Below are 19,628 nucleotides of genomic sequence, written 5' to 3'. Positions count from 1 at the left end.
CATGACCCGCCCGCGCCGCAGCCATCTGTTCATGCCCGGCTCCAACCCCCGCGCGCTGGAAAAGGCGCGCAATCTTGCCGCCGACGGCTTGATCCTTGATCTCGAGGATTCCGTCGCCCCCGACGCCAAGGCGGTCGCGCGCGATGGCATCGCCGCTGCGATTGCGGCCAAGGGTTTTGGCAGGCGTGAAATCCTGATCCGGACCAACGGCCTCGACACGCCGTGGTGGGCCGATGACCTCGCGATGGCCGCCAAGGCTTCGCCGGATGGCATCCTGGTTCCGAAAGTTTCAAGCATCGAAGATCTCGACGTCATCGGCCGGCGCCTCGCCGAGCTTGGCGCGGCGGCGACCGTGAAGGTCTGGGCCATGATCGAGACCGCGCGCGCCGTGCTGCATGCGGAGGAACTGGCTGCCGCCGGGCGTGATCCATCGAGGCGCCTCTCAGGCTTCGTGTTCGGCCCGAACGACATTTCGCGCGAGACGCGGATCCGGATGCTGCCCGGCCGCGCCGCGATGATCCCGATGATCACGCATTGCATCCTGGCGACGCGCGCTCATGGCCTCGAAATTCTCGATGGCCCCTACAGCGACATCGCCAATTCCGACGGCTTTGCCACCGAATGCGCGCAAGGCCGCGATCTCGGTTTCGACGGCAAGACGCTGATCCACCCATCGCAGATCGACGCCTGCAACGCGATCTTCACGCCTCCCGAAGAAGAAGTCGCGCGCGCGCGAAAGATCATCGCCGCGTTCGAACTGCCGGAAAACGCCTCGCGCGGCGCGATCCGTCTCGACGGTGCGATGGTCGAGCGGCTCCACGCCGACATGGCGCGGCGCACGATCGCAATCGCGGACGCGATCGCGGCGATGAGCAAGGGTTAGGGTCAGAGCCGAACAACATCGACACAGTCGTCCGTTTTGTCCGGAGAGCGGCGATTCCCTCGAAATCTTTCGGGCTCCGCTTTTCTCATTGCGGTTGTAAAAAGCGGTGCTACCCTCGCTGCCGGTATTTTATCCGGGCAATCAATTGATGCGTAACTTTAGGGCTGCAGTCTTTCTCGTCACGTCGCTCTTGTTCGCTCAGTCGGCGCTCGCGCAGCAGTCGCGGGTCGCTCTTGTCATCGGTAACGGCACCTATGAGAAGGTGCCTGAGCTGCCGAACCCGACCCGCGATGCGGCCGACATCGGCCGCGCGCTGGAGCGACTGGATTTCAAGGTCACCCAGGTCAAGAACGCGACCGCGCAAGAGATGAGGAAGGCCGTCGTCGACTTCGGCCGCTCTGCCGAGGGATCCGACATCGCCGTTGTATTTTACGCCGGGCACGGCTTGGAGGTTGGCGGCGAGAACTGGCTGATTCCCATCAGCGCGGAGCTGCGGAGCGATACCGACATCGAAAGCGAGGCCATCAGCCTACGTTCGGTGAGCCTTCAGGTTTCGAAGGCACGGAAGTTGGGCCTGGTCATACTCGACGCGTGCCGCAATAACCCGTTTGCGGCGAAGATGAAGCGTTCCATCAGCACCAGGGCAGTGGCGCGCGGACTCGCGCCGACCGAACCATCCGACAACGTTCTGATCGCATACGCCGCCCGGGACGGGACCACGGCGAGCGACGGCGATGGCCGGAATAGCCCTTTTACGGCATCGCTCCTTCGGCACATCGAAACATCGGGCCTTGAGATATCGTTTCTGTTTCGTCGGGTTCGCGACGACGTGATGGCCGCGACTAAGCGCGAACAGCAGCCTTTTGTGTATGGCTCCTTGTCGAAGGAGGAGATTTACCTGAAAGCGCCCGCCGCTAATGCTCGGGCGCCTGTTGCGCCATCTCCAGTACCTACAGCTCCGGCGGAAGACGAGAAGTCCTGGCTGGCGATCCGGACATCGACAGTGGCCGGCCCGTATGAAGAGTTTCTGGCTAGGTATCCGCGCAGCAGTCATGCTGCTGAAGCTCGCCAGCGGATCAAGGATATCAAGGCCAAGGAGGTGGCGGCGGTATCGCCTCCGGTTGCCTCCCCGGCACCGGATGCAGGCGGGCGTCAGGGGACCGATACGAAAGCGGTTGCCCGAAATCTATTTGCGCCCGAGGACAATCAAAAGGTTGCCGCCATCGCGGCCGCACAGCAGCTCAAGCTGCCGAACTTCACGATCTCGTCCAGCGAGGATGTCTCTCTGAAATCCGATTCCAGGTTTGTTGGGGTGTGGTCCAACAAGCGTGGGTGGACGAATGGCAAGGGACGCTATGCAATGCTGATCGTGACCGAGGTCTCTGACACGGGGTTAGCCAAAGGCTACTACCTCTGGGGGCCGCCGACAAAGGCATCGTGGGCAAAAGACGAGGCGGGATACCGATCGTTTGCAGAGTACATCACGGACAATAAATTTTCGATCGCCGGGACGCCAGTTACCGTCAGGATGGAGAAGAACGTCCTGGCCCTTTCTTCCTTCAGGAAGGAGAACCCCTCCGAGACCGCGAACATAGAGCTTGGTCCGGTCTGGCAGCTCGTGCCGATGCCACAGGACGTCGCCCCTTCAGCTAAGCGCGAAAAAGCCTCGCAGCCTCATGCCATCAAGAAGGAAAGTACTGCCGAGCCGCATGCGCCGGCAAGTGTTGGCGGAGGGAGCATGGAAGAGCGCTATCGTGCCTGCAAGAAGCTCGTGAAAGGGTTTGCCCGGCGCGAGGCTTGCGCGCGAACTGGTGTGATCTAGCGTGCGGCGAGCACGCCAGTCGTTGAATGATCTATCGATTGCAGAACCTCAGTGCGGCGCGACGTCGGCGCGTGCGAGCGATTCCAGTGTCGAGGCGTCGCCGCAATAGCCGTGATAATTCTCCGCGGCGGTGCCGTCGGCGAGATCGCGGTCGCATTGTCCCTTGTGATTGCAGAGCGAGCAGACCCGCTCCATGCCGCGCAGCAGCAGCGGCTGGGCGCGCCGTGCTGCATGCCGAGGAACTGGCTGCCGCCGGGCGTGATCCATCGAGGCGCCTCTCAGGCTTCGTGTTCGGCCCGAACGACATTTCGCGCGAGACGCGGATCCGGATGCTGCCCGGCCGCGCCGCGATGATCCCGATGATCACGCATTGCATCCTGGCGACGCGCGCTCATGGCCTCGAAATTCTCGATGGCCCCTACAGCGACATCGCCAATTCCGACGGCTTTGCCACCGAATGCGCGCAAGGCCGCGATCTCGGTTTCGATGGCAAGACGCTGATCCACCCATCGCAGATCGACGCCTGCAACGCGATCTTCACGCCTCCCGAAGAAGACGTCGCGCGCGCGCGAAAGATCATCGCCGCGTTCGAACTGCCGGAAAACGCCTCGCGCGGCGCGATCCGTCTCGACGGTGCGATGGTCGAGCGCCTGCACGCCGACATGGCCCGGCGCACGATCGCAATCGCAGACGCGATCGCGGCGATGAGCAAGGGCTGAAGATCATCAAGCGGTCGTTGGTCCGCTTCAGCTCCGTGAATTGCGCCCGATCAGTTTCTTGAACCGTTCGACGACGGCACGGCCGAGATCGGTCCAGTACTCCGATGACAGCGGTCCATGCTGGCGGCAGGGGTTCACGCCGGCGAGGCCGACGAGGATCGGATCTATTGCATCCACAATCGTGAAGGTCTGCGCGCCAGCCAGCTTTTGCATGCAGACGGTTCGAACGAGAGCGTCACCGTGCAGCGTCATCCCGAAGCTCACGTCCCATATGCGCGCGGTTCCATCCATCGAAGAAGTGAGGACGCGTCCGCCATCGGGACTGAAGACGGCGGTCTGCAGGCCGCGACCATGTCCCTCGATCACGCGGAGAACCTCACCGCTCGCGGCGTCCCAGATCTGCGCGGTTCGATCGTTCGAGGCCGTGATGATGCGCGTTCCATCGGCGCTGAACGCGGTACTCGAAACCTGGGCGGCATGGCCCCTGAGTTCTCGCAACATGTCGCCGGTGTCGGTATTCCAAACGCGGACAAGCCCCGAAAACCCGGTAGTGGTGAGACGTTTACCGTCCGGGCTCAGCGCCGTAGTCCATATACCACCTGGGCTCACGATCTCCCGCACCAACGTTCCGGTTGCGGCGTCCCAAATCCGGGCATGGTCACCTCGACTGTCGGAAATGAGCCGCCCATCGGCGCTGACGCCGGGCGAGCCATAGCCGCCCCCGTGGTCCTTCAGCTCGCGCACCAACGTACCGCTTTTCGCGTCCCATATCGCTGCGCGCTTGCGGAACATGAGAACGATATGGGGGCTGGTGCGATCGGCTATGAACCTCGCGCCGTAAATCCCTTCATCGTCGCGAAATTCGCGGATTGTATCGCCGGTCGAGGCGTCCCACACGCGGACCATGTTCTCCGAGAGCGTCAGGATGAGCGCATTATCGGGGCTGAAGGCCGCATCATTGGCAAAACCGTTGAGAGGCAGTTCGCGGAGCATATTCCCGGTGGCGGCGTCCCAGATGCGGGCCGCGCCCGACAACGTAATGACTCGTGAGCCTGTGGCATCGAAGGCGGCGGTCACGACGGGATTGTCGTGGCGCAAGGGCGGTGGCTCGCTTGTCGCGTCCCAGATGCGTAGCGTGCGGTCGGACGAGCCGGTGACGATGCGGCCATCGGCGCTGAATGCAACGCCGGTGACCGCGTCGTCGTGGCCTTTGAGCTCGAGCAGGAGTCCTCCGGTCGCGATACTCAGCAATCGCACGGTCTGATCCGCTGACGTCGTGACGAGCGCCGATCCGTCGGCACTGAACGCGACTGCCTTGACCTCTGCATCGTGAGGCTCGAATTCGCGGATAAGCTTGCCGGTGACCGCGTCCCATACACGTGCAAGCCGGTCGCCCGCACCAGTCGCGACTTTCGTTCCATCCGCGCTGAACGCAACGGCGTGGATGTAGTCCTTGTGTCCAGCCAGCTCATGCAGCATTGTGCTGTTGGTCGTGTCCCAAATCTGGGCCGTTTCCATTCCCCCTACGATCGCTCGTGTGCCGTCGCCGCTGATGGTGGCGCTGGCAGGGCGAGTTTTGATCTGGAGCTCTGCCAAGATCTTGCCGCTGGTGAGGTCCCACACATTCGCACGACTGTATGTGGTGGCGACCAGAGCCCGTTTCCCGTCGGTGCTGAATGTTCCGCTGACGAGAAAAATCCGCCTGACGGAGCTGTAGCTGCTGGCAACCTTGATCGCGGCCGACGGCGTGCCGCTAACGGCATCCCACGAACGCAGCACGCTGTCCGAACCATTCGACGATGCCGTGAAGACGCGCCTGCCGTCTGAGCTGAATGCGACGCGGCCCACCGCACCTTCATGCTTCAGCTCGTGCAACAGCTCGCCGCTTCGCGAGTCCCACACCCGGGCGGTTCGATCCGACGAGCCGCTGACAATGCGCGTGCCGTCGGTACTGATGGCAACGCTGTTGATTGTATCCGTGTGGCCTGACAGCACGCGTTGCAGCCGGCTGAGCTGGGCCGCACCCGCGAGCTTCGCCTCGAGTCCCGCGACCTCGCGGGTCGACCAGCCCAGCGTCACCGGTAAACGTCCCGGCGGTGGCAGGCCCTCCACCGCGATCCGCATGGCCGTGTCGTACCTCTTCTCGGCGATGGCACGATGTGCCGCGCTCGTCATCACCAAGATTTCGCGACGATCCGTCTCGCGCTGCTGCCACAGGACGTAGCCCGCGCCGGTGACGACGAGCAGTGCGATGCCGGCGAGCGCCCAGGCGCTTCGTCGTTGGAAACGCCGCGTGCGCGCGATCGCGGCGCGTTCCTTTTCGATCTCGCCGGTCTCGAAAAGGCGGCTCGCATGGACATAGGCGCGCTGCAGCTCGGTCGGGTCCGGCGCACCCTTGGGCGAGGTGAGCAGCCAGGCTTCGGCGTCGGCCAATTCCTCGCCGCGCAGCAGGCGGCCTCCGGACGCCGGGCGGCCGGCTCCGTCCCACCTTTGCGCCAGCTCGCCGATGCGCGTGTGCTGGCGAATCCAGGCAATGTCGGTATCCAGAGCGTCCGCCAGCGCCGACAGCCCGACATCGAAATCGTCCTCGTCGCGCAGCAAGATGTAGTTGAGCCGCGCCAGGCGTGGCGGCAGGTCGGCGTCGGCGACAGGCCGGTACACCAGCGGCAGAAGTTTTTTCTGCAAGCTCTCGGTTCGTTCGGCCTCCCACGCGCAGACGGGAGACGCGATCAGGTCGGGGCTGATGACGATGCCGATCGCGTCGGCGGAAAGGATCAGCGCATCGAGCCGCTCCTGCCACGGCTCGCCCGGCAAGATGTCTTTCTTGTCGAGATAGGCTTCGAAGCCGCGCGCGTTGAGGGCATCGACGAGCCGGTTGGAAAATACGGAGTCCTTGCGGGAATAGGAGATGAAGACGCGGGTCTTCCGGTCGCGGTTGCTCGTCGCGGCGACAGCAGCTTTCGCAGCAATGGCGGCGTCCATGGTGTGTCCCTTGCGGAACGAAGCACGCGCAATGATCGAAAAGGAGAATCACGACAGGCGCGAGGCGAACAAGCCCCAGGCTAGACCGGCGCGCCCGGCGAGCATATGAGGTGCTTCACACCTAGGCGCGCCCGCGATTGCCGCCATCGCGAGCGCCGAGCCGGCTAAGCCATTGAAAGACGGCCGGATCAGGCCCCGGATCCGGACCTGTGCAAGAAGATTGTGACGGGGTTGTCTCGGCGCGTTCTACAGCACCGAGAGCTCCGGCTTCTGGTTGTCCTGCGCCGCCAAGTCGCTGCGATCGAGCGACTCCAGTGTCGAGGCATTGGCGCAGAAGCCGTGATAGTTCTCCGCGGCGGTGCCGTCGGCCAGCTCGCGATCGCATTGGCCCTTGTGATTGCACAGCGAGCACACGCGTTCCAGGTCGCGCAGCAACAGCGGCTGCGCGCGGCCGAGTCCTTCGGCGCTGATGCCAAGCTGTTCCAGCATCTTCGGCAATTCGTCGGCGGAGTGCTTGCCGTGGCGAACCAGTTCCTCCAGATCGTCAGGTGCGATCCTGAGGTCGTTGGCGATGCGGTCGAAATCGGCACGGTCGAGCTGCCGCATCTCGTTCATCTCGCGGCGATGCTTCAGCCAGCTCGCAAAGGAGTCGATGAGATCCTGCATGATGGGATAAGGCCTGCTTGCGGTGCTCATGGAAAGCTCCTTCGGACAGCGGAATTGGAGCGAATTAAGCACAATGATGCAGGAGCGCGTTGCGCTGGATCAAACTGGGAAAGAAGGAAATTGCTCTCGTGTCCCGGACGCGGTGCGGCGCGAAGTGCCGCTCCGCAGAGCCGGGACCCATCGCACGGCTGTGCTAGGCCCCGGCTCGGCAGGGCATCACCAAGGGGTGCTGCGCTGCGTCCGGGGCACGAGAGCTAAGCAAATCGCTCCGCAGCCCAGGCATACAGGCTGCCCGGAATCGGCTTTTCGCCGCCGCGGCCCTTGGGCGAGATGTGCAGGCCGATGATCTCGGGGTTGGTGACGAGGCCGAGATAGCTTGACGGATCGAAGAAGAGTTTTGGCTCGGCATGCACGGCATAAAACGACTGCTTCGGCAGCGCGCATGCGAGTTCGCCGGTGCGGCGCGCGAGCGCGGTGAGCGCTGCGGGGCCATAGATCGCAACGCGGATGTCGGAGAGGCGGCTCGAGCCGCCGCGCAGGCGGCGCATCATGAAGGTGATGCGGTGGCGCACCGACAGCCAGTTCGGCGTCAGTTCCTCCTGCTCCATCAGCTCCTCGAAGGCGTTGACGATGCCGTGGTCGGGCGGCAGATAGATCACGGAATTGCCGAGCTGCCGGGGGCGCTCCCAGGCAAAGTAAGGCTTTGCCGGATCGATCTCGACGGGCTTCAAGAGCAGCACGTCGGCGTCGAGCCAGAGGCCGAGGCCCTTCGCCATCAGCTTCATGCGGAAGAAGTCGCTGAACTGAAGCGTGGTCCAGTCGCGCCAGCTTCCGTCCGGCTGCGGTGGCCGCAAGCGTTCGGAGAATGCGTGCGGCAGGATCGCTTCGGCATCCGCGTTGGCGACACCGGCGGGAAGGCCGGGAATGGTGTCGAAGCTGTAGACGGTGACCTTGTGGCCAGCCGCCAGCTGCGAGCGCAGACAGGTCTGGCGCAGCGCGTCCATCGGGCCATGCCAGAAGGTGACGATCTCGGACAGCATGCGCGGAAGCTATAAGGGATAGTTTGGACAAAGAAAAAGCCCCGGCGCCATTAGCACCGGGGCTCGAACGAAAACTTGCGATCAGGCCCAGGCGCGTTCGCGCTTGAGCTTGTCCTCATAGGTGTCGATCGAGGCTTTCTTCTCCATCGTGAGGCCGATGTCGTCGAGGCCGTTGATCAGGCAGTGCTTGCGGAACGGATCGATCTCGAACTTGACCTTGCCGCCGTCGGGGCCGCGGATCTCCTGGTTCGGCAGGTCGACCGTCAGCGTCGCATTTGCGCCGCGCTCGGCATCGTCGAACAGTTTGTCGAGGTCTTCCTGGCTGACGCGGATCGGCAGGATGCCGTTCTTGAAGCAGTTGTTGTAGAAAATGTCGCCGAACGAGGTCGAGATCACGCAGCGGATGCCGAAGTCGAGCAGCGCCCACGGCGCGTGCTCGCGGCTCGAGCCGCAGCCGAAATTGTCGCCGGCGACCAGCACCTTCGCATTGCGATAGGCGGGCTGGTTGAGGACGAAATCCGGATTCTCGCTGCCGTCGTCCCTGTAGCGCTGCTCTGAGAAGAGCCCCTTGCCAAGGCCGGTGCGCTTGATGGTCTTGAGGTACTGCTTCGGAATGATCATGTCGGTGTCGACATTGATGATCTTCAGCGGCGCCGCGACGCCTTCCAGCGTGGTGAACTTGTCCATGGTTGGGCTTTCCCGGATGGGTCTAGGGGAACAGGTATTTATCGCGATCGGGGCGGAAATCCTAGGTCGAATTCGGCAGATCTACTCTGCCTTGGCCTCAATCGCGGCCATATCGTCGTCCGAGAGGCCGAAATGGTGGCCGATCTCGTGGATCAGGACGTGGCGGACGATGTGGCCGAGGCTCTCGTCGTGCTCGGCCCAGTAATCCAGAATCGGCCGGCGGTAGAGCCAGACCATGTTGGGCAGCCGCGCCACGTCGCCAAGGCTCTGCTGCGGCAAGCCGATGCCCTGGAACAGGCCGAGCAGATCGAACTCGCTCTCGCATTCCATCTCGTCCAGCACTTCCTCGCTCGGGAAGTCGTCGACCCGGATGATCACGCCCTCGCACAGGGTGCGAAACTCCGCCGGCAGGCGCTCGAAGATGTCATGCGCCGTGGCTTCCATCTCGGCCAGCGAGGGTGCTTTCAATTCCGTCCACATGCCACCCTCTTAGCGCGGGTTCCGCGGCGATGCATCCGGCTTTATAAACGCGGCGAGGTTGACGGGCGCTTCCAAAACGGGGAGCGTGGGGTCTTAAATGGGACGTTTCACGTGGGCGGAAAAATGCGAGCGAAAACAGCGCTGACGCTACTGTGCATGGGGTTGTTTTCGCCATTTTGCGTTGGCGCGGAGGCCCAGACTGCGGGCCCCGAGATCCGCCTCGCCCAGGCCTCACCTGATGCCCCGCCGCCGCGCAAGCGGCCTCCGGCGCGGCTGCGCGTCACGCCCTACTACAGCCCGGACGGCGTCTATCCGCGCTACAATCCCGGTCCCGATGCAGTCCGCGTGTGCAACGCCACCTATGTGCAGGAATTCCGGCCGAGCGGCACGGTGATCGTGCCGCGTGTGAGCTGCTACTGGCGCCGCGGCTGAGAGACCGGCTTGATGCCCCGCCAACCAAACAGCGTAGTCGCCTCGCGGGGTTCGTGGTGACGAGATGGGTTGCAGTGGTCGTCGCCGTCGCGCTTGCCGCCGGCCTGCCGCGCGCCTTCGCGGCGCCAAGGGTGACGGTGCCAGAGGCCTCCGCAGGGATCGCGGTTTTCGATGTGCGGCGACCCGCGCGAAACCAACACATTGCACGGCCCCTCGTGCGCCGTGATCCCCGCTATTACGCGCGGCCCGTGCACTACCGTCCCTATCCCTACCGCGTGCCCGCACCCTTCGTGTTCGGCTACGGGCCGTTCTGGTGACGCGCTAGCCGGCAGGCTCAAATCCCTTGACCAGCAGCACGGTCGCCTGCGCGCCGGCCTTGCGATCGCGCGAAATCTCCTCGTAGTCGGGTGAGTTCGAGAAGGCGAGGAAGGCAGCTTCGTCGGGAAACGACATCATGACGAGCTTGTCCTGCGGCCACGCCCCTTCGAGCACGCGCGGGCGCTCATCGGCGGCGAGCAGCCGACCATTGTACTTCCTGAACACATCGAAGAACCGCGCCTGATAGCGGTCATAGGCCGCGCGGTCCGTCATCTTCAATTGTGCAATCGCGTAAACAGTCATTTTCAAAATTCCTTCCGTCGCGGCACGGCGCCGCAGCGCGGGGCCCAGCTTCGTTCATTCATGGTGCGTTCACATCGCTGTCCGCAATTTAATCCCGGGAGCGACTGCAATTGAACAGGGATGATGCGGGCCGCGACGAGCATCGCAATTCCGCTGTCCAGATTCAGGGAGGAGTCCATGCTGAGGAGTTTGGGTCTCACGGCAAGCCCGATGCGCCTGCTCGGGATTGCGGCCGCCACGACGCTGATGCTGTCGGCCGGCACTGCGCGTCGTGCTGAAGCGCTGACCCTGATCAATCCGGCGACGTCACCCGCGACGAAGGCTGCGGCCGACGACCTCGTCACGCAGGTTCGCCACGGCGGCGGCGGACATGGCGGGGGCGGACATTTTCACGGCGGCGGAGGCTTCCGCGGTGGCGGCTTCCATGGTGGCGGAGGCCATATCGGCGGTTTCCGCGGCGGTGGATTTCACGGCGGCCATATCGGCGGCTTCCGCGCAGGGCCGGCCTTCCACGGTGGCGGCTATCGCTATGGTGGATTTCACCGCTATGGCGGGTTTCGTCGTTACGGGATCTATCGCCCGCACTACGGCTATCGTCACTTCCACCGGCGCTATTATTACGGCGGCTACTATCCCTACTACCACTATCCGCGCCGCTGCCGGATCATCTGGACCTATTACGGCCCGCGCCGCATCTGCCGCTGGCATCGCTGGCACTATCCGTATCGCTATTGGTGATGTGAGTTGTGTCGTCATGCCCGGGCTTGTCCCGGGCATCCACGATCTTTCTGTCTGCGCCTAAAAACGTGGATGGCCGGGGACATAGGCGAGCGGAAGCGACGCCGTCCTACGGACGGCTATGCCGGCCATGACGGTGTACGCGGCCTAAAGCCAATCCTTCAGCTTCCACGACGAAGCTTTCCACCGCGTCAGGTTCTCGATCTTCCACTGCTTGAATATCGCCGGCGGCCAGCGGCTGAGCTTTGAGGTCTCCTCGATCTCGGGCTTGGCGACGACGCGCAGCGGCGCGGCGCGCCGCCGGTGCTGGCGCGTCGCTTCGCCGATCAGATCGACATATTCAGGCTTGTTGGCCATGAGGCGTGTCCTCGCGAAACCTCGCGAGGACGAGAGTGTCAGGCGATCGATTAACGGCGGTTTGCCGCGATCGCTACAATTGCAGGAAGCGGTTTAGCGCCAGTCCCTGACGTCGACGAAGTGACCGGCGATCGCCGCCGCTGCCGCCATTGCCGGCGACACCAGATGGGTACGGCCCTTGAAACCCTGGCGGCCCTCGAAATTGCGGTTCGAGGTCGAGGCGCATCGCTCTTCCGGGGCCAGCTTGTCCGGGTTCATCGCGAGGCACATCGAGCAGCCCGGCTCGCGCCATTCGAAGCCGGCCTTGATGAAGATCTTGTCCAGACCCTCGGCCTCGGCTTGCTCCTTCACGATGCCGGAGCCCGGCACGACCATGGCGTTGACATGTGCCGAGACGTGCTTGCCTTCCGCGATCTTGGCGGCCGCGCGCAGATCCTCGATGCGGCCATTGGTGCAGGAGCCGATGAAGATGCGGTCGACCTTGATGTCGGTGATCTTCGTTCCCGCCGTCAGGCCCATGTATTTCAGGGCGCGATGCTTGGACAGACGCTTGGCCTCGTCCGCGATCTTGTCGGGATCGGGCACGATGCCGGTCACCGAGATGACGTCCTCCGGGCTCGTGCCCCAGGTCACGATCGGCGGCAGCTTGGCCGCGTCGAGGCGCAGCTCGTTGTCGAAATGCGCGCCGTTGTCGGAGCGCAGCTTCTCCCAGTAGCGCATGGCGGCATCCCAGTCCGCGCCCTTCGGCGCCTTCGGCCGGCCGCGCAGGAAGTCGAACGCCTTCTGATCGGGCGCAACGAGACCGGCGCGGGCGCCGCCTTCGATCGACATGTTGCAGACCGTCATGCGGCCTTCCATGCTGAGCGCGCTGATCGCATCGCCGGCATATTCCAGCACGTAGCCGGTACCGCCCGCGGTGCCGATCTCGCCGATGATGGCCAGAATAATATCCTTGCCCGTCACGCCCTCAGGCAATTTGCCATCGACGGTGACGCGCATGTTCTTCGCCTTCTTCTGGATCAGCGTCTGCGTCGCCAGCACGTGCTCGACCTCGGAGGTGCCGATGCCGTGCGCGAGCGCGCCGAAGGCGCCATGCGTCGAGGTGTGGCTGTCACCGCAGACGATGGTGGTGCCGGGCAGGGTGAAGCCCTGCTCGGGGCCGATGACGTGGACGACGCCCTGGCGCTTGTCGAACTCGTCGTAATATTCGATGCCGAATTCCTTGGCGTTCTCGGCCAGCGCCTTGATCTGCTCGATGCTCTCAGGATCGGGATTCGGCTTGGTGCGATCGGTGGTCGGCACGTTGTGGTCGACGACGGCGAGCGTCTTCTCCGGCGCGTGGACCTTGCGGCCGGTGGCGCGCAGGCCTTCGAACGCCTGGGGCGAGGTCACCTCGTGCACCAGATGACGGTCGATGTAGAGCAGGCAGGTGCCGTCCTCGGCTTCGTGCACCAAATGGTCGTTCCAGATCTTGTCGTACAATGTGGTCGGCTTGGACATGAGCGTCAGCTCCGAAGAATGTGTGAAGCGGGTGTGCGCAGGCAGCGCACGGGCAACAAAATCGTCAGCGCAGCCTTTCAGGCTGCGCGAATAAGCTCTGACGTTGCCGAGGTCGCGAAGCGTCCGAAGAACCGGCCAGGCAGCCGCAAGCGATCGTCGATGACGACGCGCTTGACGGGGACGAGGCTGGTCGGATCTGGAAACATTCTAGAAGCTATATAGCACGCAGCGGTAAAAGCGCGAGAGTTTCGGCTCGTCATTGCGAGCGCAGCGAAGCAATCCAGAAATGCGTCCGCGGATATAGTCTGGATTGCTTCGTCGCTTCGCTCCTCGCAATGACGGCGGGGGCAAAAACAAAAAAGCGCGGAGCCGAGCCCCGCGCTTTCGAAACCTTGCCTGGTGGCGAAGCTTACTCGCCGACGGCAGCCGAGCGGTCCTGCTTCTCGACGATGCGGGCCGACTTGCCGCGAAGGTTGCGGAGGTAATAGAGCTTGGCGCGACGCACCTTGCCGCGGCGCACCACCTTGATCGAGTCGATCATCGGCGACATCACCGGGAACACGCGCTCCACGCCCTCGCCGTAGGAGATCTTGCGAACAGTGAAGCTCTCGTTGAGGCCACCGCCGGAACGGCCGATGCAGACGCCTTCATAGGCCTGCACGCGGGTGCGGTCGCCTTCGACGACCTTCACGTTGACGATCACGGTGTCGCCGGGACCGAATTCCGGAATGTCCTTGCCGGCGGACAGCTTGTCGAATTGCTCTTGCTCGAGCTGCTTGATCAGGTTCATGGGTAAATCTCCATCGGCGCGCCCAGCCCTGGAAACGGGGGGCTGCGCAAAATTCGTCTATCCAGCCATTGCGGATTTGGCCGCTCCTATAAGGCAAGCCGGAGCGTTTGTCACCCGTCTGTCTTGTTTTTTGGCGTTTTTTGGCGGCCAGCCCGATTCGCCGGCTTGGGTGGGATCTTGGCCCATAAATCGGGCCGCCGGGCCGCCGTCAGGGCCTCCGATTGCGCCCGCCGCCAGCCAGCAACCTTGGCGTGGTCGCCGGAGGTCAGGATCTCCGGGATCGGTGCCCCCTCGAACAGCTGCGGGCGGGTGTATTGGGAGTATTCGAGCAGGCCGTCCGAAAAGCTTTCGTCGGTTCCCGAGGCCTCCTTGCCCATCACGCCCGGCAGCAGCCGGACGCAGGCATCGATCAGCGCCAAAGCCGCGATTTCGCCCCCGGACAGCACGTAATCGCCGATCGAAACCTCCTCCAGGCCCCGCCCGTCGATGACCCGCTGGTCGATCCCCTCGAAGCGCCCGCAGACGATCAGGGGGCCGGCGCTCTGGGCCAGTTCCACAACACGGGCCTGGGTCAATGGCCGACCCCTCGGGCTCATCAGGAGTTTTGGCCGGTCCGGGCCGATCTCAGCGGCGTCGATGGCAGCCGCCAAAACATCCGCCCGCAGCACCATGCCCGGGCCGCCGCCGGCCGGGGTGTCGTCAACGCTGCGGTGGCGGTCGGTGGCGGAAGCCCGGATGTCCCGCGCCTCGATCTCCCAGAGGCCCGAGGCGAGCGCCCGGCCGGCGAGGCTCACGCCGAGCGGTCCCGGAAACATCTCCGGAAACAGCGTCAGCACCGTCGCGCGCCAGGGTGAGGGATTGGTCATTCGATCTCAGTTGTTGTCGTCCCGGGGCGCGCGAAGCGCGAGCCCGGGACCCATAACCACCACAGCCAGTTTTGCGATGGCTGGAGCAAACAGCTTAGCGAAAAATTTCGGCCTGTGGTTACGGGTCCCCGCGTTCGCGGGGACGACTCGGGGAGAGAGCTTCGCCTCGATCCTCCCCCTCGACTTCCTGCGGCAGCGCGATCACCACGCGACCGCCTTTGAGATCGACCTCCGGCACCACCGCGTTCGTGAACGGCAACAGCAGCGTCGAACCCTTGGGCGGAGCGATCTCGATGATATCGCTGGCGCCGAAATTGTGGATCGCGAGCACGCGGCCGAGCGCATCGCCATCGGTGGTGACGGCGGCGAGCCCGATCAAATCGGTGTGGTAATATTCATCCTCATCTGTCGCAGGCAGCTTATCGCGCGCGACATAGAGCTCGATGCCGTTGAGGCGCTCGGCCTCATCGCGGGTCGTGACGCCCTTGAACGTCGCGACCAGATGATCTTTGGCCTCGCGCGCCGTTGCGACCTCAAACTGGCGCTTGCCGTCCTTGGCGAGAAGCGGACCGTAGCGCCTGACGGCAAAGGGATCTTCGGTGAAGGTCCACAGTTTGACCGCACCGCGCACCCCATGCGCGGCGCCGATCCGCGCGACGCAGACCAGCGCCGACATGATCTAGCCTTAGCCCTTCGCGGCGGCTTCGGCCTGCGCCTTGCGCTCCTTGCGCGGCACGGCCTTCTCGGGGTTGTTGCGGGCTTCGCGCTTCTTGACGCCAGCGGCGTCGAGGAAACGGGCCACGCGGTCCGACGGCTGCGCGCCCTTGGCGAGCCAGGCCTTCACCTTCTCCATGTCGAGCTTCAGGCGGGTCTCGTTGTCCTTCGGCAGCAGCGGGTTGAAATGGCCGAGACGCTCGATGAAGCGGCCATCGCGCGGAAAGCGCGAGTCGGCGACGACGACGTGGTAGACGGGACGCTTCTTGGTGCCTGCGCGGGCGAGGCGGATAACGACGGACATCTAGTTCTCCTTCAAAGTACAGTTCGTTCGGTTGATTGGTATTCCGCGTGCGCGGGACGCTTGCGATCCCCCGCGACGAATTCCTCATTTCTTCTTGCCGGGAAAACCGCCGAGCCCCGGAAGGGTCGGCTTGCCGCTGAGGCCCGTAAGCCCCGGCAAATTTGGTAGACCCGAGCGAAGACCAGGCGGCAGATCCTTCGGCAGGCTGGGCAGACCTTGTCCACCGCCGGCCTGCATCTTCTCCTGCATCGCCTTCATCTCTTCCGGCGAAGGTGGCTTCATGCCGCCGCCAAAGCCCATCGCCTGCGCGATGCCGGCGAGCGGGCCGCGCTTGCCCGAGCCCATCGCCTTCATGACGTCGGCCATGTTCCGGTGCATCTTCAGCAGCTTGTTGACCTGCTCGACGCTCTGGCCGGAGCCTGCGGCGATACGCTTCTTGCGGCTGGCCTTGAGCAGGTCGGGATGACGGCGCTCGTCGCGCGTCATGGAATCGATGATCGCGACCTGGCGCTTCAAGATCTTGTCGTCGATGCCGGCCGCCGCGATCTGGTTCTTCATCTTGGAGATGCCGGGCATCATGCCCATCAGCCCGCTGATGCCGCCCATATTGGCCATCTGCGACAGCTGCTCGCGCATGTCGTTGAGGTCGAACTGACCCTTGCGCATGCGCTCGGCAGTGCGCGCGGCCTTTTCGGCGTCGATGTTGGCGGCGGCACGTTCGACCAGCGAGACCACGTCGCCCATGCCGAGAATGCGGCCGGCGATACGGTCGGGATGGAAATCTTCCAGCGCATCGGTCTTTTCGCCGGTGCCGATCAGCTTGATCGGCTTGCCAGTGACCGCGCGCATCGACAGCGCGGCGCCGCCGCGGCCATCGCCGTCCACACGTGTGAGAACGATACCGGTGAGGCCGACGCGCTGATCGAACGCGCGCGCGAGGTTCACCGCGTCCTGGCCGGTGAGTGAGTCCGCGACCAGCAGCACTTCGTGCGGATTGGCGGCAGCTTTGATTGCGGCGGCCTCCGCCATCATCTCTTCGTCGAGCGTGGTGCGGCCGGCGGTGTCGAGCAGCACGATGTCGTAGCCGCCGAGCTTGCCGGCTTCCAGCGCGCGCTTCGCAATCTGCGGCGGCTGCTGACCCGCGACGATCGGCAAGGTCGGAATATCGAGATCGCGGCCGAGCACGGCCAGCTGCTCCATCGCCGCCGGACGGTAGACGTCGAGCGAGGCCATCAGCACCTTGCGCTTGTCGCGCTGGACCAGGCGGCGGGCGAGTTTCGCGGTGGTCGTGGTCTTACCGGAGCCTTGCAGGCCGACCATCATGATCGGCACCGGCGGCACGGAATTGACGTCGATGGTCTGGCTTTCGGCGCCGAGCGTGTTGATCAGCTCGTCATGGACGATCTTGACCACCATCTGCCCGGGGGTCACCGACTTGACGACGGTGGCGCCGATCGCCTGCTCGCGGACGCGCTCGGTGAAGCTGCGCACCACTTCCAGCGCGACGTCGGCCTCCAGCAGCGCGCGGCGTACCTCGCGCATCGCGGCATCGACGTCCTTTTCGGTCAGCGCACCGCGCCCCGTCAGACGATCGAGAATGCCACCAAGCCGTTCCGACAGATTGTCGAACAATGCAATTGTCCCTTGTCCTGCTCGCGCAGGGTTGCCGCGTTCACACTGTCATGCCCCGGCTTGACCGGGGCATCCAGTACGCCGCGGCGCCTCGGTTCCAGCCGAGCCGCCTCTGGGATACTGGATCGCCCGATCAAGTCGGGCGATGACCACTTCCTTGATAAGCAATCTTCCAAACACCTTTACGCCCGAGGGCGCACAGCGCTGTCGGGCGTTGACCTCTGGCCTCCAGGGCCAGTCGGCGGGTCGAAAAGAAAGTCTTTCCGAGAAAGTGGCGGGGTTAAACGCCGCTCCCGCCCAAAAGTCAAGGAAAGTTGGGGCGTCGGGGTGCCTTTGCCAGGTCAAAGCCCTGAAACCGGCGGGCTTTTTGCGGCCGGTTCCTTTTCTCTGGGGTCCACCCATATAGAGGTGATGACCCGCCTCCGTTACCATCGCTGAAACCCGCCGTGCCGATCACCCGCCGCCACTTGTTCGGACTGCTCGCCGGGGCCGGCGCGCTGGTCGGCGTGCCCTCCCTCTGGATGTCCCGAATGAAAACCTACGACGGCCCGGTCTCCGACCATTTCGACGGCTTGACCTTCTTCGATCCCGACGGGGCGCCGCCGAGATCGCTCGGCGAGGTGCTACGTTGGCAATTAGGCGGCCGGGGACAGCGCGCCACTTGGCCCGACTGGGCCCCCAGCCCCCACGCCGATACCCCGCCGGCGTGTGTCGACGGCGACAACGTGCGGCTCTCCTTCGTCGGCCACGCCAGCTGGCTGATCCAGACCGGCGGCCTCAACATTCTGGTCGATCCCGTCTGGTCGGAGCGGGTCTCGCCGGTCGCCTGGGCCGGGCCGAAGCGGCACAACGATCCCGGCATCGCCTTCGAGAAGTTGCCGAAGATCGATGTCGTGCTGGTCTCGCACGGCCATTACGACCATCTCGACATCGCGACCTTGTCGCGCCTCGCGAAGAACTTTGGTCCGCGCGTGGTCACCCCGCTCGGCAACGACGTGACGATGCGCAGCTGGGATTCCACGATCAAGGTGGAAGCCTTCGACTGGCACGACCGCGTCGAGCTCGGTGGTGGCATCGCCGTGCATCTGGTGCCGACGCGGCACTGGACGGCGCGCGGCATGTTCGATCGCAACAAGGCGCTGTGGGCGAGCTTTGTGCTGGAGACGCCTGCGGGGAAGATCTACGTCGTCTGCGATTCCGGCTATGGCGACGGCACGCATTTTCGTCGCGTCGCCGAGAAGCACGGCCCCCTGCGCCTGGCGATCCTCCCCATCGGCGCCTACGAGCCGCGCTGGTTCATGCGCGACCAGCACATGAATCCGGAGGATGCGGTAAAGGCGTTGGCTGATTGCGGCGCCGAGGCCGCGCTCGGGCATCATCACGGCACGTTCCAGCTGACGGACGAGGCGATCGACGCGCCGGCGAAGGCGCTGGTCGAGGCGCTGGATGCGGCGAAACTTCCGCAGGAGCGGTTCGTGGCGATGAAGCCGGGGCAGGTGGTGGAGATTTAGCTTTCTTCGCACACACCGCCCGTGCCCCGGACGCAGCGCAGCGTCTCTTCGACGGTGCGCTGCAGAGCCGGGGCCCATGTCACAACGATGTACCGTGTTGCTTCCTGGGTCCCGGCTCTGCGCAGCGTCACTGCGTGCCGCAGCGCGTCCGGGACACGAGACCTATTGCTCTTTGGGCTTAATCGCCCAGCTCACATTCACCGTCACCGACAGCGTTTCCTCGCCCGGCGCGACCGCGGCCTGGGGCGCTGCCGCCATCGGCGCCGCCATGCGGCCCTTGAACAGCGGCACTGGGCCACCGCCTTCCGTGACACTGAGCGGCGCACCCAGCGTGACACCGGTGGCCCGGGCGTAAACTTCGGCCTTGCGCCGTGCATCGGCGACCGCCTGCTCGCGGGCATCGTCGAGCAGCTTTGAGGCCTGCGTCACCTCGAAGGAAATATTGCCGATATCGTTGGCACCGGCGCTGACCAGCGTATCGATGATGCCGGCGACCTTGGTCACGTCGCGAATTTTTACGGTGACGCGGTTGGAGGCGCGGAAGCCGACCACCGGAGATGCGCCGGTAGATTTGTTCTGGCCGTATTGCGGCTGCAGCGATAGCCGCGAGGTCTGGTAGTCCTTCTCCGCAACGCCGGCGCCCTTCAGCGCCAGCAGCACCTTGCCCATGGCCGCGTTGTTGGCATCGGAAGCTTCCTTCGCCGTCTTGGCGTCATTGGCAACGCCGGCATCGATCTGCGCGAGATCCGGCGCTACGGAAACATGGGCCTCGCCGCTCACCGAAATGGCGGACGGGAAATCATCGGCGAGCGCAGGTGCTGCCAACAGCGTGACGAAAACGGTGGCGAGGGAAGTAACGAGTACGGCAGGCTTTTTCATCATTC

The 19,628-nt window shown here is 64.3% G+C and carries 21 protein-coding genes and 1 pseudogene; 7 read left to right on the top strand and 15 right to left on the bottom strand.

Annotated elements, in window-relative coordinates; translation table 11 throughout:
- The first annotated feature begins 1 nt into the window (after window position 1).
- Together IVB26_RS38045 and IVB26_RS38040 are read left to right on the top strand one after the other, a co-directional pair.
- Window positions 2-883 carry an HpcH/HpaI aldolase/citrate lyase family protein gene (locus IVB26_RS38045; protein WP_247969956.1) on the top strand — a complete coding sequence of 294 codons (882 nt, stop codon included), beginning with the start codon at window positions 2-4 and terminating at the stop codon, window positions 881-883.
- Between the two features lie 106 nt (window positions 884-989).
- Window positions 990-2,705, top strand: coding sequence for a caspase family protein (locus tag IVB26_RS38040; protein ID WP_247969955.1), 1,716 nt, complete (start codon window positions 990-992; stop codon window positions 2,703-2,705).
- 48 nt (window positions 2,706-2,753) lie between these two features.
- Here the strand turns inward: IVB26_RS38040 and IVB26_RS38035 are convergent, their stop codons facing one another.
- Window positions 2,754-2,972, bottom strand: a complete 219-nt coding sequence (locus IVB26_RS38035; RefSeq protein ID WP_247973402.1) for a hypothetical protein — start codon at window positions 2,970-2,972, stop codon at window positions 2,754-2,756.
- Here IVB26_RS38035 and IVB26_RS38030 point away from each other — a divergent pair.
- Window positions 2,921-3,424 (top strand): annotated as a pseudogene (locus IVB26_RS38030) (HpcH/HpaI aldolase/citrate lyase family protein); the annotation flags it as partial. The gene IVB26_RS38035 and the pseudogene IVB26_RS38030 overlap by 52 nt on opposite strands.
- Window positions 3,425-3,451: 27 nt before the next feature.
- On the opposite strand, the gene IVB26_RS38025 reads toward IVB26_RS38030, so the two are convergent.
- The 5 genes from IVB26_RS38025 to IVB26_RS38005 form a co-directional block, all read right to left on the bottom strand.
- Window positions 3,452-6,406, bottom strand: coding sequence for a toll/interleukin-1 receptor domain-containing protein (locus IVB26_RS38025; RefSeq protein ID WP_247969954.1), 2,955 nt, complete (start codon window positions 6,404-6,406; stop codon window positions 3,452-3,454).
- 246 nt (window positions 6,407-6,652) lie between these two features.
- A complete protein-coding gene (locus IVB26_RS38020) occupies window positions 6,653-7,102 on the bottom strand; it encodes a hypothetical protein (protein WP_247969953.1) in 450 nt (149 codons plus the stop codon).
- A 224-nt stretch (window positions 7,103-7,326) separates the two neighbouring features.
- The gene (locus IVB26_RS38015) at window positions 7,327-8,112 is read right to left on the bottom strand and encodes a glycosyltransferase family 32 protein (RefSeq protein WP_247969952.1); all 786 of its coding nucleotides are present in this window, start codon (window positions 8,110-8,112) and stop codon (window positions 7,327-7,329) included.
- Window positions 8,113-8,193: 81 nt separating this feature from the next.
- On the bottom strand, window positions 8,194-8,799 hold the full coding sequence (gene leuD, locus IVB26_RS38010; RefSeq protein ID WP_247969951.1) for a 3-isopropylmalate dehydratase small subunit: 606 nt from the start codon (window positions 8,797-8,799) through the stop codon (window positions 8,194-8,196).
- An 81-nt stretch (window positions 8,800-8,880) separates the two neighbouring features.
- The gene (locus IVB26_RS38005; protein ID WP_247969950.1) at window positions 8,881-9,279 is read right to left on the bottom strand and encodes a metallopeptidase family protein; all 399 of its coding nucleotides are present in this window, start codon (window positions 9,277-9,279) and stop codon (window positions 8,881-8,883) included.
- Between the two features lie 156 nt (window positions 9,280-9,435).
- Between IVB26_RS38005 and IVB26_RS38000 the strand changes: the two genes are divergently transcribed.
- Window positions 9,436-9,711, top strand: a complete 276-nt coding sequence (locus IVB26_RS38000; protein ID WP_247973375.1) for a hypothetical protein — start codon at window positions 9,436-9,438, stop codon at window positions 9,709-9,711.
- 56 nt (window positions 9,712-9,767) lie between these two features.
- A complete protein-coding gene (locus IVB26_RS37995; protein ID WP_247969949.1) occupies window positions 9,768-10,028 on the top strand; it encodes a hypothetical protein in 261 nt (86 codons plus the stop codon).
- Between the two features lie 4 nt (window positions 10,029-10,032).
- On the opposite strand, the gene IVB26_RS37990 is transcribed toward IVB26_RS37995, so the two are convergent.
- On the bottom strand, window positions 10,033-10,332 hold the full coding sequence (locus tag IVB26_RS37990) for a DUF1330 domain-containing protein (protein ID WP_247969948.1): 300 nt from the start codon (window positions 10,330-10,332) through the stop codon (window positions 10,033-10,035).
- Window positions 10,333-10,509: 177 nt separating this feature from the next.
- Here IVB26_RS37990 and IVB26_RS37985 point away from each other — a divergent pair, with 177 nt between their 5' ends.
- A complete protein-coding gene (locus IVB26_RS37985; protein WP_247969947.1) occupies window positions 10,510-11,070 on the top strand; it encodes a hypothetical protein in 561 nt (186 codons plus the stop codon).
- Between the two features lie 147 nt (window positions 11,071-11,217).
- Here the strand turns inward: IVB26_RS37985 and IVB26_RS37980 are convergent, their stop codons facing one another.
- The 7 genes from IVB26_RS37980 to ffh form a co-directional block, all read right to left on the bottom strand.
- A complete protein-coding gene (locus IVB26_RS37980) occupies window positions 11,218-11,427 on the bottom strand; it encodes a hypothetical protein (protein WP_247969946.1) in 210 nt (69 codons plus the stop codon).
- Between the two features lie 93 nt (window positions 11,428-11,520).
- Complete coding sequence (gene leuC, locus IVB26_RS37975; RefSeq protein ID WP_247969945.1) at window positions 11,521-12,927, bottom strand: 3-isopropylmalate dehydratase large subunit; 1,407 nt, start codon at window positions 12,925-12,927, stop codon at window positions 11,521-11,523.
- A gap of 409 nt (window positions 12,928-13,336) precedes the next feature.
- Window positions 13,337-13,717, bottom strand: a complete 381-nt coding sequence (gene rplS / locus IVB26_RS37970) for a 50S ribosomal protein L19 (RefSeq protein ID WP_247969944.1) — start codon at window positions 13,715-13,717, stop codon at window positions 13,337-13,339.
- 110 nt (window positions 13,718-13,827) lie between these two features.
- Window positions 13,828-14,583, bottom strand: coding sequence for a tRNA (guanosine(37)-N1)-methyltransferase TrmD (trmD, locus tag IVB26_RS37965; RefSeq protein ID WP_247969943.1), 756 nt, complete (start codon window positions 14,581-14,583; stop codon window positions 13,828-13,830).
- A gap of 118 nt (window positions 14,584-14,701) precedes the next feature.
- Window positions 14,702-15,259: a ribosome maturation factor RimM gene (rimM, locus tag IVB26_RS37960; protein ID WP_247969942.1), complete on the bottom strand. Its 558-nt coding sequence runs from the start codon at window positions 15,257-15,259 to the stop codon at window positions 14,702-14,704.
- A gap of 9 nt (window positions 15,260-15,268) precedes the next feature.
- Window positions 15,269-15,601: a 30S ribosomal protein S16 gene (rpsP, locus tag IVB26_RS37955; protein ID WP_122400381.1), complete on the bottom strand. Its 333-nt coding sequence runs from the start codon at window positions 15,599-15,601 to the stop codon at window positions 15,269-15,271.
- A gap of 84 nt (window positions 15,602-15,685) precedes the next feature.
- Window positions 15,686-17,233 carry a signal recognition particle protein gene (gene ffh / locus IVB26_RS37950; RefSeq protein ID WP_247969941.1) on the bottom strand — a complete coding sequence of 516 codons (1,548 nt, stop codon included), beginning with the start codon at window positions 17,231-17,233 and terminating at the stop codon, window positions 15,686-15,688.
- 446 nt (window positions 17,234-17,679) lie between these two features.
- Here ffh and IVB26_RS37945 point away from each other — a divergent pair, with 446 nt between their 5' ends.
- Complete coding sequence (locus IVB26_RS37945; protein ID WP_247969940.1) at window positions 17,680-18,744, top strand: MBL fold metallo-hydrolase; 1,065 nt, start codon at window positions 17,680-17,682, stop codon at window positions 18,742-18,744.
- 162 nt (window positions 18,745-18,906) lie between these two features.
- Here IVB26_RS37945 and IVB26_RS37940 read toward each other — a convergent pair whose 3' ends face one another.
- Window positions 18,907-19,623 (bottom strand): SIMPL domain-containing protein, encoded by a 717-nt coding sequence (locus IVB26_RS37940; RefSeq protein WP_247973374.1) that lies wholly within the window; start codon window positions 19,621-19,623, stop codon window positions 18,907-18,909.
- Between the last annotated feature and the right edge of the window lie 5 nt (window positions 19,624-19,628).

The organism is Bradyrhizobium sp. 195 (assembly GCF_023101665.1).
GTDB lineage: Bacteria > Pseudomonadota > Alphaproteobacteria > Rhizobiales > Xanthobacteraceae > Bradyrhizobium.
The sequence above is the reverse complement of the archived record's forward strand: the minus strand, read 5'-3'. Positions and strand labels throughout refer to the sequence as shown.

Coding starts and splice junctions, on each gene's coding strand:
- IVB26_RS38045 (WP_247969956.1), top strand. CDS start 2: ATGACCCGCCCGCGCCGCAGCCATCTGTTCATGCCCGGCTCCAACCCC.
- IVB26_RS38035 (WP_247973402.1), bottom strand. CDS start 2,972: ATGGATCACGCCCGGCGGCAGCCAGTTCCTCGGCATGCAGCACGGCGC.
- IVB26_RS38025 (WP_247969954.1), bottom strand. CDS start 6,406: ATGGACGCCGCCATTGCTGCGAAAGCTGCTGTCGCCGCGACGAGCAAC.
- IVB26_RS38020 (WP_247969953.1), bottom strand. CDS start 7,102: ATGAGCACCGCAAGCAGGCCTTATCCCATCATGCAGGATCTCATCGAC.
- IVB26_RS38015 (WP_247969952.1), bottom strand. CDS start 8,112: ATGCTGTCCGAGATCGTCACCTTCTGGCATGGCCCGATGGACGCGCTG.
- leuD (WP_247969951.1), bottom strand. CDS start 8,799: ATGGACAAGTTCACCACGCTGGAAGGCGTCGCGGCGCCGCTGAAGATC.
- IVB26_RS38005 (WP_247969950.1), bottom strand. CDS start 9,279: ATGTGGACGGAATTGAAAGCACCCTCGCTGGCCGAGATGGAAGCCACG.
- IVB26_RS38000 (WP_247973375.1), top strand. CDS start 9,436: ATGGGGTTGTTTTCGCCATTTTGCGTTGGCGCGGAGGCCCAGACTGCG.
- IVB26_RS37990 (WP_247969948.1), bottom strand. CDS start 10,332: ATGACTGTTTACGCGATTGCACAATTGAAGATGACGGACCGCGCGGCC.
- IVB26_RS37985 (WP_247969947.1), top strand. CDS start 10,510: ATGCTGAGGAGTTTGGGTCTCACGGCAAGCCCGATGCGCCTGCTCGGG.
- IVB26_RS37980 (WP_247969946.1), bottom strand. CDS start 11,427: ATGGCCAACAAGCCTGAATATGTCGATCTGATCGGCGAAGCGACGCGC.
- leuC (WP_247969945.1), bottom strand. CDS start 12,927: ATGTCCAAGCCGACCACATTGTACGACAAGATCTGGAACGACCATTTG.
- rplS (WP_247969944.1), bottom strand. CDS start 13,717: ATGAACCTGATCAAGCAGCTCGAGCAAGAGCAATTCGACAAGCTGTCC.
- trmD (WP_247969943.1), bottom strand. CDS start 14,583: ATGACCAATCCCTCACCCTGGCGCGCGACGGTGCTGACGCTGTTTCCG.
- rimM (WP_247969942.1), bottom strand. CDS start 15,259: ATGTCGGCGCTGGTCTGCGTCGCGCGGATCGGCGCCGCGCATGGGGTG.
- rpsP (WP_122400381.1), bottom strand. CDS start 15,601: ATGTCCGTCGTTATCCGCCTCGCCCGCGCAGGCACCAAGAAGCGTCCC.
- IVB26_RS37940 (WP_247973374.1), bottom strand. CDS start 19,623: ATGAAAAAGCCTGCCGTACTCGTTACTTCCCTCGCCACCGTTTTCGTC.